We start from the raw sequence: 19,173 nt of genomic DNA, 5'->3' as shown, positions 1-19,173 counted from the left end.
AAAGGTAAATTCGAGCGGACCAAGCCGCACGTGAACGTGGGCACGATCGGTCACGTTGACCACGGCAAGACCACGCTGACGGCAGCGATCACGACGGTGCTGACCAAGAAGTTCGGCGGCGAAGCGAAGGCATACGACCAGATCGATGCAGCGCCGGAAGAAAAGGCACGTGGTATCACCATCAACACCGCGCACGTCGAGTACGAAACGGCTAACCGCCACTACGCACACGTCGATTGCCCGGGTCACGCTGACTATGTGAAGAACATGATCACGGGCGCAGCGCAGATGGACGGCGCAATCCTGGTGTGCTCGGCCGCTGACGGCCCGATGCCGCAAACGCGTGAGCACATCCTGTTGGCGCGTCAGGTCGGCGTGCCTTACATCATCGTGTTCCTGAACAAGTGCGACATGGTGGACGACGCCGAGCTGCTCGAACTCGTCGAAATGGAAGTGCGCGAGCTTCTGTCGAAGTACGACTTTCCGGGCGACGACACGCCGATCATCAAGGGCTCGGCCAAGCTGGCGCTGGAAGGCGACACGGGCGAGCTGGGCGAAGTGGCGATCATGAATCTGGCCGACGCGCTGGACACGTACATCCCGACGCCGGAGCGCGCAGTGGACGGCGCCTTCCTGATGCCGGTGGAAGATGTGTTCTCGATCTCGGGTCGCGGCACGGTGGTGACGGGTCGCGTGGAGCGCGGCGTGGTGAAGGTTGGCGAGGAAATCGAAATCGTCGGTATCAAGCCGACGGTGAAGACGACTTGCACGGGCGTGGAAATGTTCCGCAAGTTGCTGGACCAAGGTCAAGCGGGCGACAACGTCGGTATCCTGTTGCGCGGCACGAAGCGTGAAGACGTGGAGCGTGGCCAGGTTCTGGCCAAGCCGGGTTCGATCACGCCGCACACGCACTTCACGGCTGAAGTGTACGTGCTGAGCAAGGACGAAGGCGGCCGCCACACGCCGTTCTTCAACAACTACCGTCCGCAGTTCTACTTCCGTACGACGGACGTGACGGGCTCGATCGAGCTGCCGAAGGACAAGGAAATGGTGATGCCGGGCGACAACGTGTCGATCACGGTGAAGTTGATTGCACCGATCGCCATGGAAGAAGGTCTGCGCTTCGCTATCCGCGAAGGCGGCCGTACCGTCGGCGCAGGTGTGGTTGCCAAGATTATCGAGTAAGAGCCAGAAATCTCTCGGTAGTCTGTAGTTTTCGGGGTCGGCGAAACCGTCGACCCCAAATGGTTTAGGGGTATAGCTCAACTGGCAGAGCGTCGGTCTCCAAAACCGAAGGTTGGGGGTTCGATTCCCTCTGCCCCTGCCAAATTATTGCGCCAAGTGGCGCTGCTTAAGGTGTTATGGCGAATCCTTCCGTCGAAACTGTAAATACTTCCGGCGACAAGTTGATGTTGGTGGCGGGCGTATTGTTGGTCTTGGCCGGGTTCGTGGGTTTCTTCTGGCTGTCAGGCCAAGAGTGGTACGTCCGCGGCGCAGCGCTGGCTGTTGGTGTCATCGCGGGTGTCGCAGTCGGCCTCCTCTCGACGCCGGGCAAGGGCTTCATCGCCTTCGCGAAAGACTCCTATAAGGAAGTCCGCAAGGTTGTCTGGCCCACCCGCAAGGAAGCAACGCAAACGACCCTCGTGGTCTTCGCGTTTGTTTTAATCATGGCCATCTTCCTTTGGCTTAGCGATAAGTCGATCGAATGGGTGATTTTCTCGGCGATTCTGGGTTGGAAATGATATGAGCGATACTCCGGCATCCCCGAGCGGAAAACGTTGGTATGTGGTGCACGCCTACTCCGGAATGGAGAAGAGCGTGCAACGTGCGCTTCAGGAGCGTATCGACCGAGCAGGCATGCAAGATCAGTTCGGTCAAATTCTCGTCCCGACCGAAGAGGTGGTTGAGGTCAAGGGCGGTCACAAGTCGGTTACTGAGCGTCGTTTCTTCCCCGGCTACGTCCTGGTGGAAATGGAGATGACGGACGAAACTTGGCACCTGGTGAAGAACACTGCGAAGGTCACCGGCTTTGTTGGTGGAGCGCGCAATCGTCCGAGTCCCATCTCGCCGCGTGAAGTCGAAAAGATCATGTCGCAGATGCAGGAAGGCGTCGAAAAGCCTAGGCCCAAGACGTTGTTTGAAGTTGGCGAGATGGTTCGAGTGAAGGAAGGTCCTTTCACCGACTTCAACGGCAACGTCGAAGAAGTGAACTACGAAAAGTCCCGAGTCCGTGTGTCTGTCACGATTTTTGGGCGCTCGACGCCGGTCGAACTCGAGTTCGGTCAGGTCGAAAAGGTTTAAAAAGTTTCATCGCGTGAGGCCTTTGGGTTCTCGCGCGATTTTGCGCTTACAGCCCGCGTAATGGCTGTTGAGGAGCGTCAGTAGGCATCGTTGTTGAACGCGCGCTATCACTCATCGAACGTTTCGGCGTTCAGCAGAGGTTTTCAAAATGGCAAAGAAAATCATCGGCTTTATCAAACTGCAGATTCCTGCAGGTAAAGCCAACCCGTCGCCGCCGGTCGGTCCGGCACTGGGCCAGCGTGGCCTGAACATCATGGAGTTCTGCAAGGCGTTTAACGCGCAGACTCAGGGCATGGAGCCGGGTCTGCCGGTGCCGGTCGTGATTACGGCATTCGCGGACAAGAGCTTCACGTTCATCATGAAGACGCCGCCCGCTACCGTTCTGATCAAGAAGGCAGCCAAAGTCGATAAGGGTTCGGCAAAGCCGCACACCGATAAGGTTGGCAACATCACCCGCGCTCAAGCGGAAGAAATCGCGAAGACCAAGATGCCGGATCTTACGGCAGCTGATCTTGACGCCGCCGTGCGCACGATCGCCGGCAGCGCCCGTTCGATGGGCATCACTGTGGAGGGCGTGTAAATGGCTAAGCTTTCTAAGCGCCTTCAGGCATTCGCAAGCAAGGTTGATCGCCAGAAGCTGTACCCGATCGACGACGCATTGGCTCTCGTGAAGGAATGCGCAAGCGCCAAGTTCGACGAGTCGATCGACGTCGCAGTCCAACTCGGCATCGACGCGAAGAAGTCGGACCAAGTGGTTCGCGGTTCGGTCGTTCTGCCGGCAGGCACGGGCAAGTCGGTTCGTGTTGCTGTGTTCGCGCAAGGCGAAAAGGCCGAGCAAGCACGTGCAGCGGGCGCAGACATCGTGGGTATGGAAGACCTGGCCGAGCAAGTCAAGGCTGGTAACCTGAATTTCGACGTCGTGATCGCTTCGCCGGACACGATGCGCGTCGTCGGTACGTTGGGCCAGATCCTCGGCCCCCGCGGCCTGATGCCGAACCCGAAGGTCGGTACGGTCACGCCGGACGTCGCGCAAGCTGTGCGTAACGCGAAGGCTGGTCAAGTCCAGTTCCGCGTCGACAAGGCCGGTATCATTCATGGAACGATCGGTCGCGCATCGTTCGAACCTGCTTCGCTGCGTCAAAACCTGGCAGCACTGGTCGATGCGCTGCAAAAGGCGAAGCCGGCCACGAGCAAGGGCGTATACCTGCGCAAGATCGCTCTGTCGAGCACGATGGGTGTCGGCGTACGCGTGGATCAAGCCACGCTCGCGCAGCAGTAAAGAATTTGGGCGCGGTCTTGAGACCGCGCTGTAAAGGGCTTTGGGCGGTTGCGAGGTTGCAGTCTGAATCGAGCAACCGGTTGTCAAAGACCGTTGGTGGTGGCGTCGCGGTCGGGCACTGCCTTAATTCAAGCCAACGCAGATGGCGAACCCGAAACGGTTTTGCAGTGGTTGAAGTCGGTTGTCGTGCGCTGTGATGCGAACACCAATCGATCGAGATACTCCTAACAGTCGGACGCCGTTGTCGAACGTGGTGCATGAGGGTTGGTAACCCGAGTGCATCGAATCTGGAGGTTTAACCGTGCCACTGAACAAAGAAAGTAAGCAGGCAGTCGTCGCTGAAGTCGCCGCGCAAGTCGCGAAGGCTCAGACGATGGTGCTCGCTGAGTATCGTGGGATCACGGTTGGCGATCTGACCAAGCTGCGCGCGAAAGCGCGTGAGCAACAGGTGTATCTGCGCGTGTTGAAGAACACGTTGGCGCGTCGCGCCGTCGAAGGTACCCCGTTCGCTTCGCTGGCTGAGCAGATGACCGGTCCTCTGATCTACGGCATCTCGGAAGATGCCATTGCCGCTGCCAAGGTCGTCAATGACTTCGGCAAGAGCAATGACAAGTTGATCATCAAGGCTGGTTCCTACGAAGGCAAGGTGATGGACAAGGCAGGCGTGCAAGCGCTGGCCAACATCCCGAGCCGCGAAGAACTGCTCTCCAAGTTGTTGTTCGTCATGCAAGCACCTGTTTCCGGCTTTGCGCGCGCTTTGGCCGCGCTGGCAGAAAAGAAACAAGGCGAAGCTGCATAACGCACACGCTTGGGCGCCAGTCGCTCAGTTAGGTATTAGCTAGATCGCTAGCTCGATCCGAATTCAATCTAGGAGTATTTCAAATGGCAATCGCAAAAGAAGACATCCTCGAAGCCGTTGGCTCGATGTCGGTTCTCGAACTGAACGAGCTGGTCAAGGCGTTCGAAGAGAAGTTTGGCGTGTCGGCAGCTGCTGTTGCAGTCGCTGGCCCCGCAGGCGGCGGCGCTGCTGCTGCTGTTGAAGAGCAAACCGAGTTCACCGTAAACCTGCTCGAAGTTGGCGCGAACAAGGTTTCCGTGATTAAGGCCGTTCGTGAACTGACGGGTCTTGGCCTGAAGGAAGCGAAGGACCTGGTCGACGGTGCACCGAAGCCCATCAAGGAAGCGGTGCCGAAGGCTGCTGCTGACGAAGCAAAGAAGAAGTTGGAAGACGCAGGCGCGAAAGCTGAAATCAAGTAAGTTTCATTGCGCTGTGTTGAGGCTGGCGGTTTTCCACCGCCGGCCTTTTTGTGCTTTGTGAGGGCAGAGTTTTTATGCGTGTAATCAGGCATAAATGTCCTCGCAGAGGCCAAAGAGAACAGTCGGATCAGCATGAATTTCCGGCAGTTCTCTTTGTCTTCTGAAGCGACTGCAGAAGGCAAGTTTGGTCGGGTAGCGGGAAACACAGGCATCCGCTGCCGTCAGCCAGCGGTTGGTAGCGGCCAACCACCAAGCTTCTAGATTCGCGCGTCCTCCCCGGACATTCGCGCGAATCTCAGTCGGTGAACACCGGGCCGTGACGTCGAGGTATCCCGCCTCGCCAACGCCCGCCGTGATTCGGAGATCGTATGCAATATTCCTTCACCGAGAAGAAGCGTATTCGCAAGAGTTTCGCGAAACGCCCCATCGTTCACCAAGTTCCCTTTTTGCTGGCGACCCAGCTTGAATCATTCCAGACGTTTCTGCAAGCGGATACGTCCTCCACGCAGCGTAAGGCGGAAGGCCTGCAAGCTGCATTTACCTCTGTTTTTCCGATCGTTTCGCACAACGGGTTTGCGCGTCTCGAGTTCGTCAGCTACATGCTGTCGCCACCCGCGTTCAACATCAAGGAATGTCAGCAGCGCGGCCTGACGTACTGCTCCGCCTTGCGCGCGAAGGTGCGTCTGGTTTTGCTCGACAAGGAATCGCCGAGCAAGCCGGTGGTCAAGGAAGTGAAGGAACAGGAAGTGTACATGGGCGAAATTCCGCTCATGACGCCGACGGGTTCGTTCGTCATCAACGGTACCGAGCGCGTGATCGTGTCGCAGCTTCACCGTTCGCCTGGCGTGTTCTTCGAGCACGACAAGGGCAAGACGCATAGCTCCGGCAAGCTGTTGTTCTCGGCTCGTATCATCCCTTACCGCGGTTCGTGGCTCGACTTCGAGTTCGACCCGAAGGACGTGCTGTACTTCCGCGTCGACCGTCGCCGCAAGATGCCGGTCACGATTCTGCTCAAGGCTATCGGCATGACGCCGGAGCAAATCCTCGCGAACTTCTTCGTGTTCGACAACTTCGCGCTGATGGGCGAAGGCGCGCAAATGGAATTCGTGCCGGAGCGTCTGCGCGGTGAAGTCGCGCGCTTCGACATCCAGGACCGCGATGGCAATGTCATTGTCACGAAGGACAAGCGAATCAACGCGAAGCACATTCGCGACCTCGAAAACGCCAAGACGAAGTTCATCTCGGTGCCCGAGGACTATTTGCTCGGTCGCGTGCTGGCGAAGAACGTGATCGATCCGGAAACGGGCGAAGTGATCGCGAACGCCAACGAGGAAATCACGGAGACGGTGCTCGAAAAGCTGCGCGAGGCGAAGGTCAAGGAAATCCAGACGCTCTACACGAACGATCTGGACCAAGGCCCGTATATCTCGTCGACGCTGCGTATCGATGAAACCGCCGACAAGATGGCCGCGCGTATCGCGATCTACCGCATGATGCGTCCGGGCGAACCGCCGACCGAAGAAGCAGTCGAGGCGTTGTTCAACCGTCTGTTCTACAGCGAAGACGCGTATGACCTTTCGAAGGTCGGCCGCATGAAGTTCAATCGCCGCGTCGGCCGTGATGAAATCATCGGCCCGATGACGTTGCAAGACGACGACATCCTCGCGACCATCAAGATTCTCGTCGAGCTGCGTAACGGCAAGGGCGAAGTGGACGACATCGACCACTTGGGCAATCGTCGCGTGCGTTGCGTCGGCGAACTGGCGGAGAACCAGTTCCGCGCGGGTCTCGTGCGTGTCGAGCGCGCGGTGAAGGAGCGCCTCGGTCAAGCCGAAAGCGAAAACCTGATGCCGCACGACCTGATCAACTCGAAGCCGATTTCGTCGGCAATTCGCGAGTTCTTCGGTTCGTCGCAGTTGTCGCAGTTTATGGACCAGACCAACCCGCTGTCGGAAATCACTCACAAGCGCCGTGTTTCGGCACTTGGCCCGGGCGGTTTGACGCGTGAGCGCGCTGGCTTCGAAGTTCGCGACGTGCACCCGACCCACTATGGCCGCGTGTGCCCAATCGAAACGCCGGAAGGTCCGAACATCGGCCTGATCAACTCGCTGGCTCTTTACGCGCACCTGAACGAATACGGCTTCCTCGAAACGCCGTATCGCAAGGTCGTGGATAGCAAGGTGACGGATCAGATCGACTATCTGTCAGCGATCGAAGAAGGCCGTTACGTGATCGCGCAGGCGAATGCCGCCGTGGGCGAAGACGGCACGCTGACCGACGAACTGGTTTCGTCGCGTGAAGCAGGCGAAACGCTGATGGTCACGCCGGACCGCATCCAGTACATGGACGTGGCGCCGTCGCAGATCGTGTCGGTGGCGGCATCGCTGATTCCGTTCCTTGAGCACGATGACGCGAACCGCGCATTGATGGGTTCGAACATGCAGCGTCAGGCAGTGCCGTGTCTGCGTCCTGAAAAGGCCGTGGTCGGTACGGGTATCGAGCGCACGGTCGCGGTCGACTCGGGTACGACGGTGCAGGCATTCCGCGGCGGTGTCGTGGATTACGTCGATGCCGGCCGTATCGTGATTCGCGTGAACGACGATGAAGCCGTCGCCGGCGATGTCGGCGTGGACATCTACAACCTCATCAAGTACACGCGTTCGAACCAGAACACGAACATCAACCAGCGTCCGATCGTCAAGGTGGGCGACAAGGTTGCGCGCGGCGACGTGCTGGCCGACGGCGCATCCACGGATCTGGGTGAGCTCGCGCTCGGTCAGAACATGCTGGTCGCGTTTATGCCGTGGAACGGCTACAACTTCGAAGACTCGATCCTGATCTCGGAAAAAGTCGTGGCGGACGATCGGTATACGTCGATCCACATCGAAGAACTGAACGTCGTGGCTCGCGACACGAAGCTCGGACCGGAAGAAATCACGCGCGACATCTCAAACCTTGCGGAAGTGCAGCTTGGCCGTCTGGATGAGTCGGGCATCGTGTACATCGGCGCGGAAGTCGAAGCGGGCGACGTGCTGGTCGGCAAGGTCACGCCGAAGGGCGAAACCCAGCTGACGCCGGAAGAAAAGCTGCTGCGCGCGATCTTCGGTGAGAAGGCGTCGGACGTGAAGGACACGTCGCTGCGCGTGCCTTCGGGCATGAGCGGTACGGTGATCGACGTGCAAGTGTTCACGCGCGAAGGCATCACGCGTGACAAGCGCGCGCAACAGATCATCGACGACGAACTGAAGCGCTATCGCCTCGACTTGAACGACCAGTTGCGTATCGTGGAAGGCGACGCCTTCTCGCGTCTCGCACGTATGCTGAACGGCAAGGTCGCGAACGGCGGTCCGAAGAAGCTGGCGAAGGGCACGGCGATCGATCTTCCGTACCTCGAAGACCTCGATCACTACCACTGGTTCGATATCCGCCTCGCGGACGAAGAAGCAGCGGCGCAGCTCGAAGCCATCAAGGACTCGATCGAACAGAAGCGTCACCAGTTCGACCTCGCGTTCGAGGAAAAGCGCAAGAAGCTCACGCAGGGCGACGAATTGCCGCCGGGCGTGCTGAAGATGGTCAAGGTGTATCTCGCGGTCAAGCGTCGTCTGCAGCCTGGCGACAAGATGGCGGGTCGTCACGGTAACAAGGGTGTCGTGTCGAAGATCGTTCCGATCGAAGACATGCCGTACATGGCCGATGGCCGTCCGGCCGACGTCGTGCTGAATCCGCTCGGCGTGCCGTCGCGGATGAACGTGGGTCAGATTCTCGAAGTGCATCTGGGCTGGGCCGCGAAGGGTCTTGGCTGGCGTATCGGTGAAATGCTGCAGCGTCAGGCGAAGATCGAAGAACTGCGTCAGTTCCTGACCCAGATCTACAACGAGTCGGGCCGCAAGGAAGAGCTGGAAAGCTTCTCCGACGACGAAATCGTCGAACTGGCGAAGAACCTGCGCGAAGGTGTGCCGTTCGCAACGCCGGTGTTCGACGGCGCAACGGAAGACGAAATGTCGCGCGCGCTGAATCTGGCTTATCCGGATGACATCGCGAAGAACCTCGGCATGACGCCTTCGAAGAATCAGGTCACGCTGCACGACGGCCGAACGGGCGAACCGTTCGAGCGTACGGTCACGGTTGGCTACATGCACTACCTGAAACTGCATCACTTGGTCGACGACAAGATGCACGCGCGTTCGACCGGCCCGTACTCGCTCGTCACGCAGCAGCCGCTGGGTGGTAAGGCGCAGTTCGGTGGCCAGCGTTTCGGTGAAATGGAAGTGTGGGCGCTCGAAGCGTACGGCGCGTCGTACGTGCTGCAGGAAATGCTGACGGTCAAGTCGGACGACGTGACAGGCCGGACCAAGGTTTATGAGAACCTGGTCAAGGGCGATCACGTGATCGACGCCGGCATGCCGGAATCCTTCAACGTGTTGGTGAAGGAAATCCGCTCGCTCGGTATCGATATCGATCTCGACCGCAACTAATCGGACTACGGAGAGAAAGCAATGAAAGCTCTGCTCGATCTATTCAAGCAAGTCCAGCAAGAAGAAGTATTCGACGCGATCAAGATCGGTCTGGCTTCGCCCGACAAGATCCGTTCGTGGTCATTCGGCGAAGTGAAGAAGCCGGAGACCATCAACTACCGTACCTTCAAGCCGGAGCGGGACGGTCTGTTCTGCGCGAAGATTTTTGGTCCGATCAAGGACTACGAATGCCTTTGCGGCAAGTACAAACGTCTGAAGCACCGCGGCGTGATCTGCGAAAAGTGCGGCGTCGAAGTGACGCTCGCCAAGGTGCGTCGCGAGCGCATGGGCCATATCGAACTGGCCTCGCCGGTTGCGCACATCTGGTTCTTGAAGTCGCTGCCGTCGCGTCTGGGCATGGTGCTCGACATGACGCTGCGCGACATCGAACGCGTGCTGTACTTCGAGGCATACGTGGTGATCGATCCGGGCATGACGCCGCTGAAAGCGCGGCAGATCATGACCGAAGAGGATTACTACAACAAGGTCGAAGAGTACGGTGACGAATTCCGCGCCGAGATGGGCGCGGAAGGCGTGCGCGAACTGCTGCGTTCGATCAACATCGACGAACAGGTCGAGATGCTGCGCACCGAACTCAAGAACACGGGTTCGGAAGCGAAGATCAAGAAGTACGCAAAGCGCCTTAAAGTGCTCGAGGCTTTCCAGCGTTCGGGCATCAAGCCTGACTGGATGGTGCTCGAAGTGCTGCCGGTGCTGCCGCCGGAACTGCGTCCGCTCGTGCCGCTGGATGGCGGCCGTTTCGCGACGTCGGACCTGAACGACCTTTATCGCCGCGTGATCAACCGTAACAACCGGTTGAAGCGTCTGCTCGAACTGAAGGCGCCTGAAATCATCGTCCGCAACGAAAAGCGGATGCTGCAGGAAGCCGTCGATTCGCTGCTCGACAACGGTCGTCGCGGTAAGGCAATGACGGGTGCGAACAAGCGTCCGCTGAAGTCGCTCGCCGACATGATCAAGGGTAAAGGCGGTCGTTTCCGTCAGAACTTGCTCGGTAAGCGTGTCGACTATTCGGGCCGTTCGGTGATCGTGGTCGGCCCGACGTTGAAGCTGCATCAGTGCGGTCTGCCGAAGCTGATGGCGCTCGAACTGTTCAAGCCTTTCATCTTCAACAAGCTGGAAGTGATGGGCGTAGCTACGACCATCAAGGCCGCGAAGAAGGAAGTCGAGAACCAGACGCCCGTGGTGTGGGACATTCTCGAAGAAGTCATTCGCGAACATCCGGTCATGCTGAACCGCGCGCCTACGCTTCACCGACTCGGCATTCAGGCTTTCGAGCCGGTGCTGATCGAAGGTAAGGCAATTCAGCTGCACCCGCTCGTTTGCGCGGCGTTCAACGCCGACTTCGACGGTGACCAGATGGCCGTTCACGTGCCGCTGTCGCTGGAAGCGCAGATGGAAGCGCGTACGCTGATGCTCGCGTCGAACAACGTTCTGTTCCCGGCCAACGGCGACCCGTCGATCGTGCCGTCGCAGGATATCGTGCTGGGTCTTTACTATGCATCGCGTGAAGCGGTGAATGGCAAGGGCGAAGGCATGACGTTCACGGGCGTGTCGGAAGTGATTCGCGCGTACGAGAACAAGGAAGTCGAGCTGGCATCGCGCGTCAACGTGCGGATCACGGAAATGGTCCACAACGAAGACCAGAGCGAAGGCGCGCCGAAGTTCGTGCCGAAGATCTCGTTGTTCGCAACGACGGTCGGCCGCTCGATCCTGTCGGAAATTCTGCCGCCGGGGCTGCCCTTCACCGTGCTGAACAAGCCGTTGAAGAAGAAGGAAATTTCGCGTCTGATCAACACGGCGTTCCGCAAGTGCGGTCTGCGCGAAACGGTGATCTTCGCCGACCAGCTGATGCAAATGGGTTTCCGTCTTGCAACGCGCGCCGGCATCTCGATCTGCGTGGACGACATGCTCGTGCCGCCGCAGAAAGAGACGATCGTCGGTGACGCCGCGAAGAAGGTGAAGGAATACGACCGTCAGTACATGTCGGGTCTCGTCACCGCGCAAGAACGCTACAACAACGTGGTCGACATCTGGTCGGCAACGTCGGAAGCGGTCGGCAAGGCGATGATGGAACAGCTTGCAACAGAGCCGGTGACGGATCGTGACGGCAAGGAAACGCGTCAGGAATCGTTCAACTCGATCTACATGATGGCCGACTCGGGCGCGCGCGGTTCCGCGGTGCAGATTCGTCAGCTCGCCGGTATGCGCGGCCTGATGGCGAAGCCGGACGGCTCGATCATCGAGACGCCGATCACCGCGAACTTCCGCGAAGGCCTGAACGTGCTGCAGTACTTCATCTCGACGCACGGTGCACGTAAGGGTCTGGCGGATACGGCGTTGAAGACGGCGAACTCGGGTTACCTGACGCGCCGTCTCGTCGACGTGACGCAGGATCTGGTCGTCGTCGAAGAAGATTGCGGCACGTCGAACGGCGTGGCGATGAAGGCGTTGGTCGAAGGCGGTGAAGTCGTCGAAGCGCTGCGTGACCGTATTCTCGGTCGCGTCGCGGTGGCGGACGTCGTCAATCCGGAAACGCAAGAAACGCTGTACGCATCGGGCGATCTGCTCGATGAAGACGCGGTCGAGGAAATCGAACGCCTCGGTATCGACGAAGTGCGCGTGCGCACGCCGTTGACCTGCGAAACGCGTTATGGCCTGTGCGCTTCGTGCTATGGCCGCGACCTGGGTCGTGGTTCGCGCGTGAACGTCGGCGAAGCGGTTGGTGTGATCGCGGCGCAGTCGATCGGTGAACCGGGCACGCAGCTTACGATGCGTACGTTCCACATCGGTGGCGCGGCATCGCGTGCGGCGGTTGCTTCGACGGTCGAAGCGAAGTCGAACGGTACGGTGCGCTTCACGGCCACGATGCGTTACGTCACCAACGCGAAGGGCGAGCAAGTCGTCATCTCGCGTTCGGGCGAGGCGATCATCGCGGACGACCTCGGTCGCGAGCGTGAACGTCACAAGATCCCGTACGGCGCCACGTTGCTGCAACTCGACGGCGCGCAGATCAAGGCCGGTTCGCAACTGGCTCAATGGGATCCGCTGACGCGTCCGATCATCACCGAGTGGGGCGGTACGGTGAAGTTCGAAAACGTCGAGGAAGGCGTGACGGTCGCGAAGCAGATCGACGACGTCACGGGTCTTTCGACGCTCGTCGTAATCGACGTGAAGCGCCGTGGTTCGCAGGCTTCGAAGAGCGTGCGTCCGCAGGTGAAGCTGCTCGACGCGAACGGCGAGGAAGTGAAGATCCCGAACACCGAGCATTCGGTGCAGATCGGCTTCCAGGTCGGCGCACTGATCACCGTAAAGGATGGTCAGCAAGTGCAGGTTGGTGAAGTGCTGGCACGTATTCCGGTTGAAGCGCAGAAGACGCGTGACATTACCGGTGGTCTGCCGCGCGTGGCCGAACTGTTCGAAGCGCGCTCGCCGAAGGACGCTGGCATTCTGGCGGAAGTCACGGGCACGACGTCGTTCGGTAAGGACACGAAGGGCAAGCAGCGTCTCGTTATCACGGACCTCGAAGGCAATCAGCACGAGTTCCTGATCGCGAAGGAAAAGCAGGTGCTGGTGCACGATGGTCAGGTCGTCAACAAGGGCGAAATGATCGTCGACGGTCCTGCCGATCCGCACGATATCCTGCGTTTGCAGGGTATCGAGGCGCTGTCGCGTTACATCGTGGACGAAGTGCAGGACGTGTACCGTCTGCAAGGCGTGAAGATCAACGACAAGCACATTGAAGTTATCGTGCGTCAGATGCTGCGTCGGGTCCAGATCACGGACAACGGCGACACGCGCTTCATCCCGGGCGAACAAGTCGAGCGGTCGGACATGCTCGATGAGAACGACCGCATGACCGCGGACGACAAGCGTCCGGCCACGTACGAAAACGTGCTGCTCGGTATCACGAAGGCTTCTCTGTCGACCGATTCGTTCATCTCGGCGGCGTCGTTCCAGGAAACGACCCGCGTGCTGACCGAAGCGGCGATCATGGGCAAGCGTGATGATCTGCGTGGCCTGAAGGAAAACGTGATCGTCGGCCGTCTGATTCCGGCTGGTACGGGTCTCGCGTTCCACAAGGCGCGCAAGAGCAAGGAAATGTCGGATCGCGAACGCTTCGACCAGATCGCTGCTGAAGAGGCATTCGATTTCGGTACGCCGGAAACCCCGGCAACGGAGCAGGCGCCGCATACCAACGAGTAAGTTCTCTCGCTGGATTGTCGGTTGCAACATCGAACCGCTCGGCTTTTAGCCGGGCGGTTTTTTTTCGCCGGTTCGTTTTCGACGATTTCCACTCTGCCGATTGGCTAACGCTGCAACGAGCGCCTCGGCAGGCGAGCATGCGTTGTTAGAATTCGGTATCTCCATGTTGTAGTGAGCGTCTCCCGTCCATGTCCCGTCCGCTGCAGATCCTCAAGGAAGTTTTCGGCTATCCGGCTTTTCGCGGACAGCAGGCGGATATCGTCGAACACGTCGCCAACGGTGGCGACTCGCTCGTGCTCATGCCGACGGGCGGCGGCAAATCGCTTTGCTATCAAATTCCGTCGCTCGTGCGCAAGGAGGCGGGTTTCGGCGCGGGAATCGTCGTGTCGCCGTTGATTGCGTTGATGCAGGATCAGGTCGCGGCGCTCACCGAGCTTGGCGTGCGCGCGGCGTACTTGAACTCGACGCTCTCCGGCGCGGAGGCCGCCGCCACGGAGCGCGCGCTGCGCAACGGCACCATCGACCTTTTGTATGTGGCGCCCGAACGTCTCATGACGCCGCGCTTTCTAGAATTGCTCGAAAGCGCGCGCGTGGGTCTTTTTGCCATTGACGAAGCGCATTGCGTGTCGCAATGGGGACACGATTTTCGCCCGGAGTACATCCAGCTTTCCGTGCTGCACGAACGGTTCCCTTCGGTGCCGCGCATTGCGCTCACGGCGACCGCGGACGCGATCACGCGCGACGAGATCGTGCATCGGCTGGCGCTCGACGACGCGCGTATCTTCGTATCGAGTTTCGATCGGCCGAATATCCGTTACCGGATTGTCGAGAAGGACAACGCACGCTCGCAGTTACTCGATTTCATCCGCGCCGAGCATACGAATACGGACGGCACGACGGACGCAGGCGTCGTTTATTGTCTGTCGCGTCGCAAGGTGGAAGAGACCGCCGAGTGGCTGAAGGGGCAGGGCGTGCGCGCGCTGCCGTATCACGCGGGCATGGAATTCGAGACGCGGCAGAAGCATCAGGAGATGTTTCAGCGCGAGGAAGGCGTCGTGATGTGCGCGACGATTGCGTTCGGCATGGGTATCGATAAACCAGATGTGCGCTTCGTCGCGCATCTGGACTTGCCAAAGAGCGTCGAGGGCTACTATCAGGAAACCGGACGCGCGGGTCGTGACGGCATGCCGGCGAACGCGTGGATGGCTTACGGACTCGGCGATGTCGTGCAGCAGCGCAAGATGATCGACGAATCCGAAGCCGACGAAGCCCACAAACGCGTACAGACCGGCAAGCTCGATGCGCTTCTTGGCTTGTGCGAAACGGCTGCCTGCCGGCGGGTGCGGCTGCTGGCTTATTTCGGCGAGACGAGCCAACCGTGCGGCAACTGCGATACATGCCTGGAACCGCCCGCGTCGTTCGATGCCACGCGCGAAGCGCAAATGGCGCTGTCCTGCGTCTTCCGCGCGCGCAAAGCGAGCGGCTTCCATTTCGGCGCGGGACATCTGATCGACATTCTGCGCGGGTCGCGCAGCGAAAAGGTCCTACAGCGCGGACACGAGAATTTATCGACGTTCGGCGTCGGCGCCGCGCTTTCCGAGCCGGAGTGGCGCGCGGTGTTTCGGCAGCTCGTCGCTTTTGGCTATTTGGCGATCGACCACGACGGCTTCGGCGCGCTCGTTCTCACCGATGCGAGCAAGCCCGTGCTGAAAGGCGAGGAGCACGTCACGCTGCGCAAATACGTGAAGCCGGTGCGTAGCCGGCAATCGTCGGGACGCACGCGGGAACGCGCCGATCCGACCACGGGCATGTCGCAACGGCAGAAGTCTCGCTGGGAGCGTCTGCGCATTTGGCGCGCAGAAACCGCCAAGAGCGACGGCGTGCCGGCCTACGTCATTTTTCATGACGCCACGCTTGCCGAAATAGCTCGAAGCGATCCCGATACGGTGGATGATCTGCGTCATATCCCGGGCATCGGCGCGCGCAAGCTGGAGCGTTTCGGCGACGAGTTGCTGGATGTCGTGACGACTGAATAAGCCAACGCTTTGCGCGGTACTCCGAAATGCGCGCAACGTGTTGACCCAATTGGGATTTTCAGCATATCATGCTAGGTTCTCGTTCTTGGTCCGTTTTCGGAACCGGCTTAGCGCCGCGTACGACAAGGGATCGAGCTTCTTCGAGAACGTTAGACGCGCATTTTCCGACGCTTTGCCCGTCGAGAATCGCGCCGAATTTGATCATTTTCAGGAATAAACGATGCCAACCATCAATCAATTGGTTCGCAAAGGCCGCACGTCGGAAACGACGAAGAGCAAGTCGCCGGCCCTGCAGGACTGCCCCCAGCGTCGTGGCGTGTGCACTCGTGTGTACACCACGACGCCTAAGAAGCCGAACTCGGCACTTCGTAAGGTTGCGAAGGTTCGCCTGACGAACGGTTTCGAAGTTATTTCGTACATCGGTGGTGAAGGCCACAACCTGCAAGAACACTCGGTCGTGCTGATTCGCGGCGGTCGTGTCAAGGACTTGCCTGGCGTGCGTTACCACATGGTTCGCGGCTCGCTGGATACCCAGGGCGTCAAGGATCGTAAGCAAGCTCGTTCGAAGTACGGTGCGAAGCGCGCGAAGGCTGGCAAGTAAGTCGCCGGTCTGCAGTCATCTGCAAGTTGTTTGAGGTCGCCGTAAGGCGGTTTAGGCGGTGGTACTGGATGCCAGTGCTATCGAGTAAGTGGTCACCCGGCCAAGCTGGTTTTGTCGAAAAGATGGATCGGGTTTGTTGGTGGCCGCGGAGCTTAAAGACTCGTTCAGAGTCGGCTCCAACTGAAAAGGTAAAGGAAGAATCATGCCGCGTCGTCGCGAAGTCCCCAAGCGGGAAGTGTTGCCGGACCCGAAATTCGGCAACGTAGATGTAGCCAAGTTCATGAACGTGCTGATGCTCTCAGGCAAGAAGTCGGTTGCCGAGCGTATCGTGTACGGCGCTTTTGAACAGATCCAGACCAAGGGTGGCAAGGACCCGCTGGAAGTGTTCACGGTTGCGCTCAACAACGTGAAGCCGGTGGTCGAAGTGAAGAGCCGTCGCGTTGGTGGTGCCAACTACCAAGTTCCGGTCGAAGTGCGTCCCTCGCGTCGTATGGCATTGGCGATGCGTTGGTTGCGTGAAGCCGCGAAGAAGCGCAGCGAAAAGTCGATGGCCCTGCGTCTTGCAGGCGAACTCTCCGAAGCGGCAGAAGGCCGTGGCGGCGCGATGAAGAAGCGCGACGAAGTTCACCGCATGGCAGAGGCCAACAAGGCATTCTCGCATTTCCGTTTCTAAGCTCCCGCTCGTAGGGCAAACGGAAAAATAAGGGCGGGTGCGCTACTCCAGGCGCCTCGCCCGTTTGTGTTAGGACGCTGCCGGCTCGTTATAGATCGAGTCGGCGGGTCGACCAAAAAAGGATCCAAAGTGGCTCGCAAGACACCTATCGAGCGCTACCGCAACATCGGTATTAGCGCTCACATCGACGCCGGCAAAACGACGACGACCGAGCGCATCCTGTTTTACACGGGCGTGAACCACAAGATCGGCGAAGTTCACGACGGCGCTGCAACGATGGACTGGATGGAGCAGGAGCAGGAGCGCGGCATCACCATCACGTCGGCTGCTACCACGGCCTTCTGGAAGGGCATGGGCGGCAACTATCCCGAGCACCGCATCAACATCATCGATACCCCGGGGCACGTCGACTTCACGATCGAAGTGGAGCGCTCGATGCGCGTCCTCGACGGCGCGTGCATGGTCTACTGTGCAGTGGGCGGCGTGCAGCCGCAGTCGGAAACCGTGTGGCGTCAGGCTAACAAGTACAAGGTTCCGCGTCTCGCGTTCGTCAACAAGATGGACCGCACTGGCGCAAACTTCTTCAAGGTCTATGACCAGTTGAAGACGCGTCTGAAGGCGAACCCGGTTCCCGTCGTCGTGCCGATCGGCTCGGAAGAAAACTTCAAGGGCGTGGTCGACCTTCTCAAGATGAAGGCGATCATTTGGGACGAAGCGTCCCAGGGCACGAAGTTCGACTACGTCGACATCCCCGCTGAACTCGTCGACACGTGCAACGAGTGGCGCGAGAAGATGATCGAGTCGGCTGCCGAAGCCAGCGAAGAACTGATGGAAAAGTACCTCGGCGGCGAAGAGCTGACCGAAGCGGAAATCGTCAAGGCGATCCGCGACCGGACCATCGCGTGCGAAATTCAGCCGATGCTGTGCGGCACCGCGTTCAAGAACAAGGGCGTGCAGCGCATGCTAGACGCCGTGATCGACTTCCTGCCGTCGCCGGTCGACATTCCGCCGGTTACGGGTGAACTCGAAAACGGTGAGAAGGGCGAGCGCCGTGCTGCCGACGACGAAAAATTCTCGTCGCTGGCATTCAAGATCATGACCGACCCGTTCGTCGGTCAGCTGATCTTCTTCCGTGTGTATTCGGGTGTGGTCAATTCGGGTGACACCGTGCTGAACGCGACCAAGGACAAGAAGGAACGTCTGGGTCGTATTCTGCAGATGCACGCGAACCAGCGCGAAGAAATCAAGGAAGTGCGCGCAGGCGACATCGCGGCAGCCGTGGGCCTGAAGGAAGCGACCACGGGCGACACGCTGTGCGACCCGCAGAGCCCGATCGTGCTCGAACGCATGATTTTCCCGGAGCCGGTGATTTCGCAGGCAGTTGAGCCGAAGACGAAGCCCGACCAGGAAAAGATGGGTCTGGCGCTGAACCGTCTGGCTCAAGAAGATCCGTCGTTCCGCGTTCAAACGGACGAAGAGTCGGGCCAGACCATCATCTCGGGTATGGGCGAGCTCCACCTCGAAATTCTGGTCGACCGGATGAAGCGTGAATTCGGCGTTGAAGCAACCGTCGGCAAGCCGCAGGTTGCGTACCGCGAAACGATCCGCGCGACGGCTGCCGATGTCGACGGCAAGTTCGTCAAGCAGTCGGGTGGTCGCGGCCAGTATGGTCACGCGGTCATCACGCTCGAGCCGAACGAGCAGGGCAAGGGCTACGAGTTCCTGGACGAGATCAAGGGCGGTGTGATTCCGCGCGAATACATCCCGGCGGTGGACAAGGGTATCCAGGAAACGCTGAAGTCGGGCGTGCTCGCTGGCTTCCCGGTCGTCGACGTGAAGGTTCACCTGACGTTCGGTTCGTACCACGACGTCGACTCGAACGAAAACGCGTTCCGCATGGCCGGTTCGATGGCCTTCAAGGAAGCAATGCGCAAGGCAAGCCCGGTCATCCTCGAACCGATGATGGCCGTGGAAGTCGAAACGCCGGAAGATTACATGGGCAACGTGATGGGCGACTTGTCGGGCCGTCGCGGTATCGTCCAGGGCATGGAAGACATGATCGGCGGCGGCAAGATCGTTCGCGCCGAAGTACCGCTGTCGGAAATGTTCGGCTACTCGACCTCGCTGCGCTCGCTGTCGCAAGGCCGTGCTACGTACACGATGGAATTCAAGCACTATGCTGAAGCTCCGCGTAACGTTGCCGAAGCGATCATCAACGCCAAGGGCAAGTAAGCCCTGCAAGTCATTCGGCGAGCCATAAGCTTTAACCGATAAACAATCTCTGAAAG

At 59.4% G+C, this 19,173-nt stretch carries 13 protein-coding genes and 1 tRNA gene; all 14 read left to right on the top strand.

The annotated features are described in order from the left end of the window. Positions 1–1,185: elongation factor Tu (gene tuf, locus NCT04_RS13490; RefSeq protein ID WP_243842726.1), on the top strand; the 1,185-nt coding region annotated here is incomplete at its 5' end. 66 nt (positions 1,186–1,251) lie between these two features. Continuing rightward, positions 1,252–1,327, top strand: a tRNA-Trp gene (locus tag NCT04_RS13485). 34 nt (positions 1,328–1,361) lie between these two features. Then, positions 1,362–1,742, top strand: a complete 381-nt coding sequence (gene secE / locus NCT04_RS13480; protein WP_244826445.1) for a preprotein translocase subunit SecE — start codon at positions 1,362–1,364, stop codon at positions 1,740–1,742. Between the two features lies 1 nt (position 1,743). Next, positions 1,744–2,301 (top strand): transcription termination/antitermination protein NusG, encoded by a 558-nt coding sequence (nusG, locus tag NCT04_RS13475; protein WP_244826444.1) that lies wholly within the window; start codon positions 1,744–1,746, stop codon positions 2,299–2,301. 148 nt (positions 2,302–2,449) lie between these two features. Further along, the gene (gene rplK / locus NCT04_RS13470) at positions 2,450–2,881 is read left to right on the top strand and encodes a 50S ribosomal protein L11 (protein ID WP_244826443.1); all 432 of its coding nucleotides are present in this window, start codon (positions 2,450–2,452) and stop codon (positions 2,879–2,881) included. Continuing rightward, on the top strand, positions 2,882–3,580 hold the full coding sequence (rplA, locus tag NCT04_RS13465) for a 50S ribosomal protein L1 (protein WP_244826442.1): 699 nt from the start codon (positions 2,882–2,884) through the stop codon (positions 3,578–3,580). It begins immediately after the preceding gene. A 301-nt stretch (positions 3,581–3,881) separates the two neighbouring features. Continuing rightward, on the top strand, positions 3,882–4,379 hold the full coding sequence (gene rplJ, locus NCT04_RS13460) for a 50S ribosomal protein L10 (protein ID WP_250465884.1): 498 nt from the start codon (positions 3,882–3,884) through the stop codon (positions 4,377–4,379). A gap of 83 nt (positions 4,380–4,462) precedes the next feature. Further along, positions 4,463–4,837, top strand: a complete 375-nt coding sequence (rplL, locus tag NCT04_RS13455; RefSeq protein ID WP_244826440.1) for a 50S ribosomal protein L7/L12 — start codon at positions 4,463–4,465, stop codon at positions 4,835–4,837. 368 nt (positions 4,838–5,205) lie between these two features. Further along, complete coding sequence (rpoB, locus tag NCT04_RS13450) at positions 5,206–9,312, top strand: DNA-directed RNA polymerase subunit beta (protein WP_244826439.1); 4,107 nt, start codon at positions 5,206–5,208, stop codon at positions 9,310–9,312. 21 nt (positions 9,313–9,333) lie between these two features. Further along, positions 9,334–13,575, top strand: coding sequence for a DNA-directed RNA polymerase subunit beta' (gene rpoC / locus NCT04_RS13445; RefSeq protein WP_244826438.1), 4,242 nt, complete (start codon positions 9,334–9,336; stop codon positions 13,573–13,575). A gap of 188 nt (positions 13,576–13,763) precedes the next feature. Beyond that, a complete protein-coding gene (gene recQ / locus NCT04_RS13440) occupies positions 13,764–15,611 on the top strand; it encodes a DNA helicase RecQ (RefSeq protein WP_250465882.1) in 1,848 nt (615 codons plus the stop codon). 220 nt (positions 15,612–15,831) lie between these two features. Continuing rightward, entirely contained in the window at positions 15,832–16,212 is a 381-nt protein-coding gene (gene rpsL, locus NCT04_RS13435; RefSeq protein WP_006053290.1) for a 30S ribosomal protein S12, read from the top strand. Positions 16,213–16,414: 202 nt separating this feature from the next. Next, positions 16,415–16,885, top strand: a complete 471-nt coding sequence (rpsG, locus tag NCT04_RS13430; RefSeq protein ID WP_006053291.1) for a 30S ribosomal protein S7 — start codon at positions 16,415–16,417, stop codon at positions 16,883–16,885. Positions 16,886–17,014: 129 nt separating this feature from the next. Further along, positions 17,015–19,117, top strand: coding sequence for an elongation factor G (fusA, locus tag NCT04_RS13425; RefSeq protein WP_244826436.1), 2,103 nt, complete (start codon positions 17,015–17,017; stop codon positions 19,115–19,117). Positions 19,118–19,173: the final 56 nt, after the last annotated feature.

The organism is Caballeronia sp. GAFFF2 (assembly GCF_023631485.1).
In the GTDB taxonomy this organism is placed as follows: domain Bacteria; phylum Pseudomonadota; class Gammaproteobacteria; order Burkholderiales; family Burkholderiaceae; genus Caballeronia.
Note: the sequence above shows the minus strand (reverse complement) of the source record. Positions and strands in the feature narration are given on the sequence as shown.